The following is an 11,385-nucleotide window of genomic DNA, read 5'->3' as shown; positions in this document are numbered from 1 at the left end:
GCGCAGCCCGAACCAGGGGCTCGTCACCCCGGACTGCGGTATGAGGAGGAATCTATGCGGCCCCACTGACAACGCGCTCCCGGCCCTCCCCCGCAGGTCATTAGCATGCTCGGATGAAGGACATCGACGCGATCGCGGTACTGGGCGACCCGGTGCGCCGCCGCCTCTACGAGTACGTGGCGGCGCAGGGCCGGGAGGTCGGCCGCAACGAGGCCGCCGAGGCGACCGGGGTGGCCCGCACGCTCGCCGCGCACCACCTGGACAAGCTGACCGAGGCCGGGCTGCTGGAGAGCGGCAGCCGCCGCCTCACGGGCCGTTCGGGACCGGGGGCGGGCCGCCCGGCCAAGGTGTACGCGCGGGCGCGGGCCGAGCGGTCGGTGTCGCTGCCCGGCCGCGACTACCGCACCGCCGCCGAACTGCTCGCCGAGGCCGCCGAACAGGCCGGTCTGGACGACCTGCTCAACGAGGCGGCGCGCCGCCGGGGCGAGGCCCTGCGCGGCGCGGAGGCGCCCTGCGGAGACCTCGCCGAGGCCATGCGGATGCTGGCCGCCCGAGGGTACGAACCCCACCTCGAAAGGGGCGACGGGCCGGAAGGAGCCGAAGGCGCCGAAGGAGTCGACAGAGCCGAAGGGGGCGAAGGGGCCCAGGAGGTGACGGAGGGGGAGACGGCCGTCGTCCGCATGCGCAACTGCCCCTTCCACGCCGTCTCCGAGCGCTTCCCGCCGCTGGTCTGCGGGATGAACCTCGCGCTGCTCGAAGGGCTGCTCGGCACGGACGGCCCCGTCCGCGCCCGCATGGACGCCCGGCCGGGGGAGTGCTGCGTGGTCGTCGAACCTTCTGAGAACGTCGTCGAGCCTTCTAAAAACAACGAAGATTGACATAGAAAAGGCGCCATGCTGGGATGAGGGCATGATCCCGTCCGCGCACGCCTTCCACCTCGCCCAGCTCAACCTGGCCACCCTCCGCCACCCCCTCGACGACCCGCGCACCGCGCCGTTCGTCGAGCTGCTCGACCCGGTCAACGCCGCCGCCGACGCCGCCCCCGGTTTCGTGTGGCGCCTCGTGGAGGAGGGCACGCCCGACGCCACCGGCCTGCGCCCGGCGGGCGAGAACGTCATCGTCAACCTCAGCGTGTGGGAGACCCGGGACGCCCTGTGGGACTTCGCCTACCGCAGCGGCCACCTGGAGGTGATGCGGCGGCGCCGCGAGTGGTTCCAGCGGCACGTCGAGGCGCACCTGGTGCTCTGGTGGGTCCCCGCCGGTCATCTCCCCACGGTCGGCGAGGCGTTGGACCGGCTCGCCGACCTGCGTGCGCACGGACCGTCGTCCCGCGCGTTCACCTTCGCCTCCTTCACCGAGGCGCCCGGGGCCGCCGGGGCGTGACGTGGAACTCGTTCCCGCCGACGTCGAGGAACTCCCCGCATCCGCCGAAGTCCCCGGACCCGCCCTCATGAGGGGCGACTTCGAGCCGGATCCGGTTCCGGCCCTCCTTCGGGGCCGAGGGCGGGCCCATCACCAGCGCGACCGGGTCGGCGGGCGTCCGGCGCAGCCGGGTGCACCGGTCGTGGTGCTCGGCCGCGTGCCATCCGGTGCGGGACTCCCAGAAGGCCGCCTGGGCACGGAGGTCCTCCTCGGCGACGTCGAGGCAGACCGCGACCAGGCCGGAGTCGGCGAGCACCCCGGGATGCCCCGGGCGCAGGACGCAGAACTCGTTGCCCTCCGGATCGGCCAGCACGTCCCACGGCACGTCCCCCTGGCCGATGTCGGCCCGCGTCGCGCCGAGCGCGAGCAGCCGCGCGACCTCGGCCTCCCACTCGGGCCCCCCGGCCAGGTCCAGGTGGATCCGGTTCTTGCGCGCCGTCCTCGGCTCCCCGGTCGCGGCGAACCGCAGCCGCAGGCCGCCCGTCCGGCCCCGCGTGGCCTCCCGCCAGAAGCGTTCCACGCGTGCGGTGTCCCCCGCGTCGATCACGATCCCGGTCAGCATCTCGTCCCCCTCGGAGATCGGCGGTGTCCCCGCACAGTGTGGAAGCCGCGCGGGTGCGCGGGAAGAGCGGCCCCCCGTCGAAGCCGGCCGTCCGGACGCGCGGGAGAGGCTCGGTACGGCTAGCCTCGGCCGGGAGCGGGGACGCCGTCCCCCACCGATCTCCCTCCGGAACGACGAACGACGAACGACGGAAGACGAAAGGCGGTCGCGGTGTCCCGGAACCGCCGTCTGATCCTGAGCCCGCCGTCCCGCGTGTGGGGCCTGCTGGCCGACGGCCACCGCTACGGGGAGTGGGTCTCGGGCACCCAGCAGGTCACGGCCGCGGACCCGCACTGGCCCGAGGTCGGCGCCCGCCTCCGGGTGCGGGTGGGCCTCGGCCCCCTCACCCTCGACGACACCTGCGTCGTCCGCGTCTGCGAGCCGGAGCGCCGCCTGGAACTGGAGGCGAAGGCGGAACCCTTCGGCGCGGCCCGCATCGCCATGAACCTGGTCCCCTGGGGCGAGAACACCCTCTTCCTCCTCGAATGGCACCCCCTGCGGGGCCCCGGCACCCGCATGCACGGCCTCCCCGTCGACTACCTCGTCTCCATCCGCAACGGCATGATGCTGACGAAACTGGCCCGGATCGCCGTCCGCGAACAGCACGCCGCCCCCGCCTCGGCCCCGGCGTCCTGACGACCGCCGGCCGCCTCACACCCCGCGCCGGGCGCTCCTGGCCCTGGCGGCCTCGTGGGCGTCGCGCAGCAGCCGTACGACCGTGTCCGCCGTCCGCCCGCCGGGATTGACGACGGAGATCCAGCCGAGCGGCCCGTACACCGGGTGCGGCACCACGACGTCGGGGGCCGCGTGGTCGCGCGGCAGGACGAGACCGCGCGGCTCCTCTCCCGTGAGCTCCCGGAAGACCGCGCGGCCGACGCGGACGTTCACGCGCCAGCGGCCCGGCGAGTCGAGCTCGGAGGCGGTGTCACCCGGTTGGTCCTTGGTGACGATCGTCCCGTAGGGCTGGACGTTCCCCGGCGTCCGGCCGTCGGGGGCGTAGAAGAAGAAGACGTCCCCCCAGGCGACCTCGGGGAAGTCGCCGCCCGGTTCCGGACGGAGGACGTGCGCGCCGTCGAAGCCCCGCACGGTCGCGATGATCTGTTCCATACTCGGGTCCGTACTCATGGTTCAAGTGTCACCTTCAAGTGCTTGTGTGGGGTTCGCCGATGAGCAGGAACGAGGCCGGGAGCGGGACCGAGGCCGGGAGCGGGACTGAGACTGAGACCGGCCGCGAGCGCACGGCCGGGCCGGGGCGGGTGCCGCTGCGGACCGCCGACGTCGCCAGGGAGTCGGGCTATTCGGCGCAGCAGGTCCGCGACCTGGAAGGGCTGGGGGTCATCCCGCCGGCCGCCCGCGCGGCCAACGGCTACCGCTCCTACGCCCCGGTCCACGTCCGGGCCCTGCGCGCCTATCGCGGACTCGCCGCCGCCGTCGGGCCCGTCGAGGCCCGGAGCACGCTCGCGGAGCTGCGGACGGGGACGGTCGAGACGGCCGCCGCGGCGATCGGCGCGGTCCACGTCCGGCTCGCCCGCGAACGGGACGAGGCCCTGCGCGCCCAGCGGGCCCTGCGCGCCATCCAGGACGAGAGGAACGCCCCGGAGAGCGGGGGAGGAGGGGAGGCGGGAGAGGGGGAGGAGGAGAGGGACACGATGACGATCACGGAGCTGGCCTCCGCGCTCGGCGTGCGCTCCTCGACCCTGCGCTTCTGGGAGCAGGAGGGCCTCGTCGCGCCGGAGCGCGTGACCTCGCTGCGGGCGCGCCGGTACGGCCTTCCGGCGATCCGGGCGGCCCGCATCGTGGCGGCCCTGCGCGGCGGTGGCCACGGCATCCCCGAGGTGCGCGCCGTCATGGACTCCCTGACCGGCCTCGGCGGCCCGGAGGAGACGCGACGCCTCCTCCGGCGGCGCCTCGACGGGATCGCGGAAAGGACCGTGGCCCTGCTCCGCGCGGGCAGCGACCTGGCCGCCGTCGTCACGTCCGCCGGGGCCCGGCAGGAACCCCCGGACCCAGATCCGAACCCGAACCAGGATCCGGACCCGGACCCGGACCAAGACCCGGACCCGGACCAGGACCCGGACCCGAATCCGAACCAGGACCCGAATCCGAACCCGAACTCGGACCCGGTCCCAGGCGACGCCCCCTGACGTCCCGTCAGCCGGTGGCCGCCGCCTCGGACGCGGCCCGTGCGATGCGTTCCAGGGTGGTGTGCATCCCGGACCGGTTGAGCGCGATCCTGCGGGCGGGGTTCGTCCCGGCGAAGACCGTTCCGAGGAGTTCGGCGGCCTTGGCGCGGCGGCCTTCGGTCCGCAGGTCCTGCCAGAACTCGGTGAGCCGCGTCCCCGTCCCCTCCGGCTCGAACCGGTAGCCCCAGCGGGCGATCGGCAGCCCGAAGGCGCTGACGTCGAAGACGAACTCGCCGTCCGCGCGCACCCGGGTGACGCGTCCGAGCGTCGGCCAGAGGAACGGCCCGCGCCGGTTGATCCCGACGAACCGGGAGCCGGCGCGCACCGGAGGCCGCGGCACCCACACGTACCGGCACTCCGGGCTCCAGTGCCCCATGTTCCGCAGGTCCGACACCAGTCGGTAGACGACCGCCGGCGGCGCGTCGACCACCACGCTCTCCTCCAGGCCCCGCAGTCGGTCCATGGCCCGCTCCCCTCGTACCCTCCCGCCCCGCCCCCGGCCTTCCGGCCGCGCGGGACCGCCGCCCACCACCTACTCGCCGGTACGTTAGCGGGCGCGTCCGCCGTCCGCCCCCGGAACCCCGGGACGTGACGGAGGGCACGCCGCCCGCGTACACGCTCCCCGGCGGGAACGCCAGGGCCGGTCGGCCCCCGCCGCCCGGGGCCGGACGGCGGTTGCGGCGCGGTGCCACACTGGCGCGCGCTCCGTTCGCGATCTTGGGGCCGTCGATGACCGGCGGCCCCTCCGCGACGGGCGCGATGCCTGGTGGACGACGTGGAAGGGTGGCCGATGACGACCGCGGACCGGACGGAACGGTGGGGTACGGGACGGGGAGCGGGGGACCGCGGCCCCGGCGCGGCGGGAGCCGCCGGGTACGACGAGTACCACGCGCTCCTCGCCCGGCAGGACGCGATGCGCCTGCGCAGGCGACTGAGCGCCCCAGCCCGTCCGGACCGCCCGGCCCGACCGGATCGCACGGACCGCACACCCGGCCCGGCCCGCCCGGCCGGTCCCGCTCCCGCGGGCCCCGCCGACCGGGAGACGATCCGGCGGCACCTGCCGCTGGTCGCCCCCTTCGACGCGCTCATCGCCCACCTCTACCGGGCGATGTTCGAACAGCACCCCTACCTGCGCGGGCTCTTCCCCGACTCGATGGACTTCCAGCGGGCCCACCTGGAACGCGCCTTCTGGTACCTCGTCGAGAACCTCGACCGCCCCGACGAGGTGGCCGCGTTCTGCGCCCGGCTCGGCCGCGACCACCGCAAGCTCGGCGTCCGGCCGGTGCACTTCGAGGTGTTCGAGGCCGCGCTCGCCGAGGCGCTGCGCCGCAGGGCCGGCGCGGCCTGGGTCCCGGAGCTGGAGGCGGCCTGGCTGCGCATGGTGGGGTTCGCCGTCGCCGCCATGGTCGGCGGGGCCGAGGAGGCGGTCGGGGAGCCCGTCTCGTGGCAGGCGACGGTGACCGGACATCAGCTCCGCCGTCCCGATCTCGCCGTCCTGCGGGTACGGACCGCCGAACCGTTTCCGTACCGCGCGGGCCAGTACACGAGCATCGAGTCCCCGAGGCTCCCGCACGCCTGGCGGCCGTACTCGATCGCCTGCGCGCCCCGCGCCGACGGCGAGCTGGAGTTCCACGTCCGCGGCACCGGCTCCGGCGGCCTCGCCGACGTCCTCGTGACGCGGACCCGCGTCGGCGACGCGCTGCGGCTCGGGCCCCCGCAGGGGACCACGACCCTGGACGACGCCCCGGCACCGGAGGGGCCCGGGACGGGGGACGAGGCCCGCGACGTGCTGCTCGTCGCCGGGGACACGGGCTGGGCGACCGCCAAGGCGCTCCTGGAGGAGCAGGGCCTCCGCCGCCCGCCGGGCCGCACCGTCCACCTCTTCCTCGGCGCCCGCACCCTCGACGACCTCTACGACACGGCCGCCGTCGCGGAACTCGAACGCCGGTGGCCCTGGCTGCGCGTCGTCCCCGTCATCGGCGACGGCGGCGGGTACGAGAGCGGGCACGGGGTCGGCCACGGGGCCGGGGGAGCTGAGGCGGTCCCGGTCGCCGGCGCCGTCGTCCGGCACGGCGACTGGTCCGGCCACCTGGTCCGGGTCAGCGGCCCGCCCGCCGTGGTCACCGCCACGCTGGACCTGCTGGCGCAGGCGGGAGTGCCCGCCGCGCAGGTGCGGCACGACCCGGTCGGCGGCACCGTCCCCCTCGCCCACGGGCCCGCGGCACGGGTCTGAGGAGGGGGTTCGGGGGCGGGGCCGAGGACGGATCAGGGGGGAGCAGATCCAGGGCGCGGGTCCGGGGCGCGGGTCTGCGGCGCCCGCCCGGCGAGCCCGGGAGCCCGGCGCGCGCGGGCCCGGGACTCAGTCCGCCGCGACCAGCCGGACGCCCGTGACCAGGTCCGGCCGGATCCGGACCACCTGCTCCCGGTGCCGGTCGGTCCAGGGCCGCAGCACCTCCGCGTAACGGGCCGCCTCCTCGGGGTCGGTGACCAGCCGGCAGTAACCGGTGACCACCACGCTCCATCCGAGCCGGGCGACGGCGTCGATCTCGTCGGCCTCGTACGCCACGACGACCCCGCGCGTACCGGCCTCCCGGGCGCGCCGGGCGAGCGCCGCGCCCTCGGCCGTACGGATCACCACGTCGCCGCCGTCGACGACGTGGTTGACGGGGCGGACCGCCGGGAGCGCCTGCTCGGTGAAGACGATCCGCCCGAGCGGCACCCCGGAGAGCAGCCGGAGCGCCTCGTCCGGACGGAGGTCGACGGCCCGTCTGCGCGGCCCCGCCGGAGAGTCGCCCCGAGGGGCCTCGGCGGGGACGGGGGCGGCTTCGTCGTGCACGGGTGCCTTCCCGGGAGTGGTGGGTGAGGGGGGCGCGCTGCGGGCGCGCGGCGAGCACACGGGGCCCGGTCATCCCAGTACACGCCAACCGGAGGCGACTTCGGAAGGGTCGTTCGGCCCCCGCCGCTTTCCGGGGACGGGGCCGCTCGGACCATCGTGCGGATCCGCGTACGGGCCCCGCGCCGATCCGCGTACGGCCTCCGTACGGGCCCGTCCCTGAGGGGCGCGCCCAGGCTTCCGGGGAGGGCGAGCGGAGGGCGCGGAGGCATTCGACCAAGGACCGGCACCGGCCGGACAGGGCCTTTCGGCCCCCTGGGACCGGGGCCGAAGGGCCCTGAGGCCCCGGTGCCATACTGTCGCTCGCTCCCGGCCCGGTGATCATGGCCGTGGCCAGGGGCACCCCTGTCGGCGCGGCCGTCGCACCCCCTTCCGAGGAGTCCTCCGTGAAGCCCCCACCTCGTCGTCCCGCCGTCCTTCCCCCGCGCCCGGGCCTTGCGGCGTCCCCCGCTCCCGCCCCCGCCGCACCGGAGGCACCGGCATGCTGACGGCAACGGCATCGACGCCTGCCCCCGCGTCCGTCCCCGCCCCCGTACCCGCCGGAGGGACCGCGGCGGACTCCGCCCCCATCCGTGTCTTCCTGCTCGACGACCACGAGGTCGTCCGCCGGGGCGTCCGGGACCTCCTGGAGGCCGAGCCGGACATCGTCGTCGTCGGCGAGGCCGCCGGCGCACGCGAGGCGCTCGCCCGGGTGCCCGCCGCGCGGCCCGACGTCGCCGTGCTCGACGTCCGGCTCAGCGGCGCCTCCGGCGGTGACCACGAGGGCGTCGGCGTCTGCCGCGAGCTGCGCACCGAACTCCCCGGCCTGGCCTGTCTGATGCTCACCTCGTTCGACGACGACGAGGCCCTCTTCGACGCCATCATGGCCGGTGCGGCCGGGTACGTCCTCAAGCAGATCGGCGGCTCCGACCTGGTCGCGGCCGTCCGCACGGTGGCCACCGGGCAGTCCCTCCTCGACCCGAGGATGACGGAGCGGGTCATGGCCCGGATCCGCGGCACCGACACGGGACCCCGGAGCGCCGTGCCCGCCGAACTCGACCGGCTCACCCCGCGCGAGCTGGAGATCCTCGACCTGATCGGGCTCGGCCTGACGAACCGGCAGATCGCCGAACGGCTCTTCCTCGCCGAGAAGACGGTGAAGAACAGGGTCTCGGCGATCCTGGGCAAACTGGGCGTCGGCCGCCGCATCCAGGCCGCGATGATCGCCGAACGGTTCCGGGAACCTCACCACGACCTGCCGTGAGAACCCCCGCGCACGCCGTCGGGGAAGGCCGGGGCCTCCCCGCGCACGCCATGGGAGGAGGCCCCGGTCTTCCCCGACGTGACGTCAGTCGGTGGGCAGGGGCGCGCTCCACACGATCCTGGCGCCGCCCTCCGCGGGCGTCTCCAGGCTCAGCGTCCCCGCGCACTGCTCCGCCCGCGCGCGCATGTTCAGCAGCCCGCCGGTGGGGACGGCGGCGCCCAGCCCCGTCCCGTCGTCGGTGACCGTCAGCACCAGCCGGTCCGCCGCGTCCGGCACGGCGAGCGAGACCTCGGCCCGCCCCGCCCGCGCGTGCCGGGCGGTGTTGCTGAGCGCCTCCGCCGTGACGGCGAGGACGTGCTCCGCCAGCTCGTCGGGGACACCGGTCTCGACCGGCCCGGTGATCCGCAGGGCGGGCGGGAAACCGAGGTGCTGCGCGGCCAGCTGGACGGTCTCCGCCATCCGCCGGCGCAGTGCGGGACCGGCCGTCCGGTCGTCGTCGGGCGTCCGCAGCTGAAGGATGGTCGAGCGGATGATCTGGATCGTGGCGTCCAGGTCGTCCACCGCGCGCGCGACCCGCTCCACGGCCTCCGGCCGCTCGATGGACCGGGTCGCGCTCTGGAGCGTCATCCCCGTCGCGAACAGCCGCTGGATCGCCAGGTCGTGGAGGTCCCGCGCGATCCGGTCGCGGTCGTGGAGCACCGCCAGTTCCTCGGACTGCGCCCGCCTGCGGGCGAGTTCGAGCGCGATCGCCGCCTGATCCGCGAAGCCGCTGATCAACTCGGTCTCGGTCGCGTCGAAACCGGGCCGCCCCGCCCGCCGGCTCAGCCGCAGCGCGCCGCACGGGGCGTCGTCGACGGGCAGTGGGACCGCCACCACGGGCCCGTGCGCCCCCTCGGCATCCGACGCGCCGCCGTCGAGGGGCGCGGCCCGGGGATCGGTGCGGACGTCGGCGGCGACGACGGGGCCGCGCGTACGGGCCGCGAGGCCCGCGAGCGAGCCCGTCGCCGGGAGCCGCGCGCCCCGGACGCGCGCGGCCGCGTCGCCGTGCGCCACCCGCACCGTCAGGTCGCCCGCCGGCACGGACGGCAGCAGGACGGCGGCGAGGTCGGCGTCGGCCACCTCCATCGCCCGGCGGGCGATCAGCCGCAGCACCGCGTCGGTGTCCGTGCCCGCGAGCAGGGCCCGCGTGATCTCGCCCAGCGCCTCCAGCCGGTGCTCCCGGCGACGGCTGTCGTGGTAGAGGCGCGCGTTGTCGACCGCGACGCCCGCCGCCATCGACAGCGCGGTGAGCACGGCCTCGTCGTCCGCGTCGAAGGCGCCGCCGCCCCGCTTCTCGGTGAGGTAGATGTTGCCGAAGACCTCGCCGCGGATCCGGATCGGCGCCCCCAGGAAGGTGCGCATCGGAGGATGGTGGGCGGGGAAGCCGAAACTGCTGGGGTGCCGGGCGAGGTCGTCCAGGCGCAGCGGCGAGGGGTTGCGGATCAGCTCGCCGAGGATGCCGTGACCGCACGGGGCCGGGCCGATCCGGGCCACCAGTTCGTCGGCCATCCCGACGGGCAGGAACTGGGAGAGCTTCCCCCGGTCGTCGATCACGCCGAGCGCCCCGTACTCGGCGCCGGTGAGACCGGCGGCCGCCTCCACGATGCTCCGCAGCACCTGCGGGAGTTCGAGGTCCCGTCCGAGGTCCATGACGGCCGCGAGCAGTCCGTGCATCCGCTCGGGCACGTCGAGCCGCGGCAGAACGGCCCCACCGCCCGAGACGCCGGCGCCCGAGACGTCACCGCCCGCGGCGGTGCCGCGCGCCGACGCGCGGCACGTCCCGACGCCCGCCGTCGTGCCCTCCGTCGTGCCCTCCGTCCAGGTCTCCTCCGTCCCGGTGTCCCCCCTGCCGGTGTCCTCCGTCGCCGGGCCGGCTGTCTCGGGCATGGCGGCCCCGCTCTCTTCTCGCCTCGTCCTGCCGGGACGACGGTCCGCCGCCGCCCCCGCCCGCAGCGTACGCGACCTGCGGGAACGTCCCGGAAGGGCCGAACGGCCCTGCCTTCGGACCGGGCCGTCCGGCCCCGGCCCCGGACACCTCCCGGTGCCCTTCGGCCCTGCCGCGCACGGGTCCGCGCCGGGGAGGATGGCGGGGCGGCCGGGAAGCGCAGTGACCATCCCCCGTGTCCCAGCGCTTCCCGGCCCGCGCTCCCTGCCGTCACCGCCCGGAGTTCCCCGGTCCGGAGGATCGAAAAGCTGGTTCCCCGGTCCGGAGGATCAAAAGGCTTGAGACCGTGAGGACTTGAAGGGCGCCCGCCTCACGTGCCGGAAGGGCGGTCCGGCAGCGCGTGCGCGAGGAGGAACTCGGTCGCCCCCGCGATCGCCTCGGCGTAGGTGCCGTGGACCGGATCGGACTCCTTCTCCTCCTGGTCCGCGGCGGTGGCGGTGTACCACCAGGCGTCGGCGTCGGCATCGTGGTGCACGACCGCGGTCCCGCCCGCGTAGTGCAGCGGAATGGACTCACTGGCGGACTTCCGCACCACGGCGTGGGGCCACTTGAGACGGGCCGACTGCCGCTTGATGCCGCCCCAGGCGGCGCCGAGCTGGGCGTAGTTCGCCCCGCTGCGCCCCGCGACGGTGGCCGCGCTCTCCGCGAGCCGGTCGACGGACAGCTTGGCCTCGTACAGGGCCCGCAGCAGTGCCAGCTGCACGTCCGGCGCGGCCATGAGCACGGGATCCAGGGGCTTGCCCGCGGCGCGGTAGGCCAGCAACCGCGTCGAGATCCCCTCGGCCAGCGCGCGCACGGCGTCGTGGATCCGCTCGTCCATGGTGAACGCGTCGTCCGTGGCGGGCTCGTTCCAAGGGGGCTCCACCAGGTGGGAGAAGACGGTCCAGAAGTCCTCGTCGGTCTTGTCGGGGGTGGGGATTCCACTCGCATCGCTCATGTGACAAGTTTAGCTGTCGAGAAGAGTTGGCGACAGTATTTACTGTCGGGTGGTGAAGGTCTGGCGTGGGTTCGCCTCCGAAGGCGCGGCAGCGGCGAGCTCCGAACCCTCGCCGAGGCGCC

Annotated in this window: 11 protein-coding genes and 1 pseudogene; 6 read left to right on the top strand and 6 right to left on the bottom strand. The window is 75.5% G+C overall.

Annotated elements, in window-relative coordinates:
- Positions 1-113: 113 nt before the first annotated feature.
- Both IE326_RS34570 and IE326_RS34565 read left to right on the top strand, forming a co-directional pair.
- Positions 114-878, top strand: a complete 765-nt coding sequence (locus IE326_RS34570; RefSeq protein WP_190044394.1) for a helix-turn-helix transcriptional regulator — start codon at positions 114-116, stop codon at positions 876-878.
- A gap of 31 nt (positions 879-909) precedes the next feature.
- The gene (locus IE326_RS34565; protein WP_190044393.1) at positions 910-1,383 is read left to right on the top strand and encodes a DUF3291 domain-containing protein; all 474 of its coding nucleotides are present in this window, start codon (positions 910-912) and stop codon (positions 1,381-1,383) included.
- Here the strand turns inward: IE326_RS34565 and IE326_RS34560 are convergent.
- Positions 1,352-1,984 (bottom strand): VOC family protein, encoded by a 633-nt coding sequence (locus IE326_RS34560; protein ID WP_190044392.1) that lies wholly within the window; start codon positions 1,982-1,984, stop codon positions 1,352-1,354. The two genes, IE326_RS34565 and IE326_RS34560, sit on opposite strands and share 32 nt — an antisense overlap.
- A gap of 210 nt (positions 1,985-2,194) precedes the next feature.
- Here IE326_RS34560 and IE326_RS34555 point away from each other — a divergent pair, with 210 nt between their 5' ends.
- Positions 2,195-2,659: an SRPBCC family protein gene (locus tag IE326_RS34555; RefSeq protein WP_150233432.1), complete on the top strand. Its 465-nt coding sequence runs from the start codon at positions 2,195-2,197 to the stop codon at positions 2,657-2,659.
- Positions 2,660-2,674: 15 nt separating this feature from the next.
- Here IE326_RS34555 and IE326_RS34550 read toward each other — a convergent pair whose 3' ends face one another.
- Entirely contained in the window at positions 2,675-3,130 is a 456-nt protein-coding gene (locus IE326_RS34550; RefSeq protein WP_190044391.1) for a DUF6194 family protein, read from the bottom strand.
- Positions 3,131-3,285: 155 nt separating this feature from the next.
- On the opposite strand from IE326_RS34550, the pseudogene IE326_RS34545 reads away from it, so the two are divergent.
- Positions 3,286-4,023, top strand: a pseudogene (locus IE326_RS34545) (MerR family transcriptional regulator); the annotation flags it as partial.
- 151 nt (positions 4,024-4,174) lie between these two features.
- Here the strand turns inward: IE326_RS34545 and IE326_RS34540 are convergent.
- On the bottom strand, positions 4,175-4,669 hold the full coding sequence (locus IE326_RS34540) for an SRPBCC family protein (RefSeq protein WP_190044389.1): 495 nt from the start codon (positions 4,667-4,669) through the stop codon (positions 4,175-4,177).
- Positions 4,670-4,996: 327 nt separating this feature from the next.
- Here IE326_RS34540 and IE326_RS34535 point away from each other — a divergent pair, with 327 nt between their 5' ends.
- Positions 4,997-6,439, top strand: coding sequence for a globin domain-containing protein (locus IE326_RS34535; RefSeq protein WP_190044388.1), 1,443 nt, complete (start codon positions 4,997-4,999; stop codon positions 6,437-6,439).
- A gap of 126 nt (positions 6,440-6,565) precedes the next feature.
- Here IE326_RS34535 and IE326_RS34530 read toward each other — a convergent pair whose 3' ends face one another.
- The gene (locus tag IE326_RS34530; RefSeq protein WP_190044387.1) at positions 6,566-7,042 is read right to left on the bottom strand and encodes a pyridoxamine 5'-phosphate oxidase family protein; all 477 of its coding nucleotides are present in this window, start codon (positions 7,040-7,042) and stop codon (positions 6,566-6,568) included.
- Between the two features lie 538 nt (positions 7,043-7,580).
- Here IE326_RS34530 and IE326_RS34525 point away from each other — a divergent pair.
- On the top strand, positions 7,581-8,342 hold the full coding sequence (locus tag IE326_RS34525; protein ID WP_190044386.1) for a response regulator: 762 nt from the start codon (positions 7,581-7,583) through the stop codon (positions 8,340-8,342).
- A gap of 84 nt (positions 8,343-8,426) precedes the next feature.
- Here the strand turns inward: IE326_RS34525 and IE326_RS34520 are convergent, their stop codons facing one another.
- Both IE326_RS34520 and IE326_RS34515 read right to left on the bottom strand, forming a co-directional pair.
- Entirely contained in the window at positions 8,427-10,055 is a 1,629-nt protein-coding gene (locus IE326_RS34520) for a sensor histidine kinase (RefSeq protein ID WP_190045001.1), read from the bottom strand.
- 581 nt (positions 10,056-10,636) lie between these two features.
- Positions 10,637-11,263: a hypothetical protein gene (locus IE326_RS34515; protein WP_150233421.1), complete on the bottom strand. Its 627-nt coding sequence runs from the start codon at positions 11,261-11,263 to the stop codon at positions 10,637-10,639.
- Between the last annotated feature and the right edge of the window lie 122 nt (positions 11,264-11,385).

Origin of the sequence: Streptomyces filamentosus (genome assembly GCF_014654895.1) — a bacterium.
GTDB lineage: Bacteria > Actinomycetota > Actinomycetes > Streptomycetales > Streptomycetaceae > Streptomyces > Streptomyces filamentosus.
The sequence above is the reverse complement of the archived record's forward strand: the minus strand, read 5'-3'. Positions and strand labels throughout refer to the sequence as shown.

Coding starts and splice junctions, on each gene's coding strand:
- IE326_RS34560 (WP_190044392.1), bottom strand. CDS start 1,984: ATGCTGACCGGGATCGTGATCGACGCGGGGGACACCGCACGCGTGGAA.
- IE326_RS34540 (WP_190044389.1), bottom strand. CDS start 4,669: ATGGACCGACTGCGGGGCCTGGAGGAGAGCGTGGTGGTCGACGCGCCG.
- IE326_RS34535 (WP_190044388.1), top strand. CDS start 4,997: ATGACGACCGCGGACCGGACGGAACGGTGGGGTACGGGACGGGGAGCG.
- IE326_RS34515 (WP_150233421.1), bottom strand. CDS start 11,263: ATGAGCGATGCGAGTGGAATCCCCACCCCCGACAAGACCGACGAGGAC.
- IE326_RS34520 (WP_190045001.1), bottom strand. CDS start 10,055: ATGCACGGACTGCTCGCGGCCGTCATGGACCTCGGACGGGACCTCGAA.
- IE326_RS34525 (WP_190044386.1), top strand. CDS start 7,581: ATGCTGACGGCAACGGCATCGACGCCTGCCCCCGCGTCCGTCCCCGCC.
- IE326_RS34565 (WP_190044393.1), top strand. CDS start 910: ATGATCCCGTCCGCGCACGCCTTCCACCTCGCCCAGCTCAACCTGGCC.
- IE326_RS34550 (WP_190044391.1), bottom strand. CDS start 3,130: ATGGAACAGATCATCGCGACCGTGCGGGGCTTCGACGGCGCGCACGTC.
- IE326_RS34570 (WP_190044394.1), top strand. CDS start 114: ATGAAGGACATCGACGCGATCGCGGTACTGGGCGACCCGGTGCGCCGC.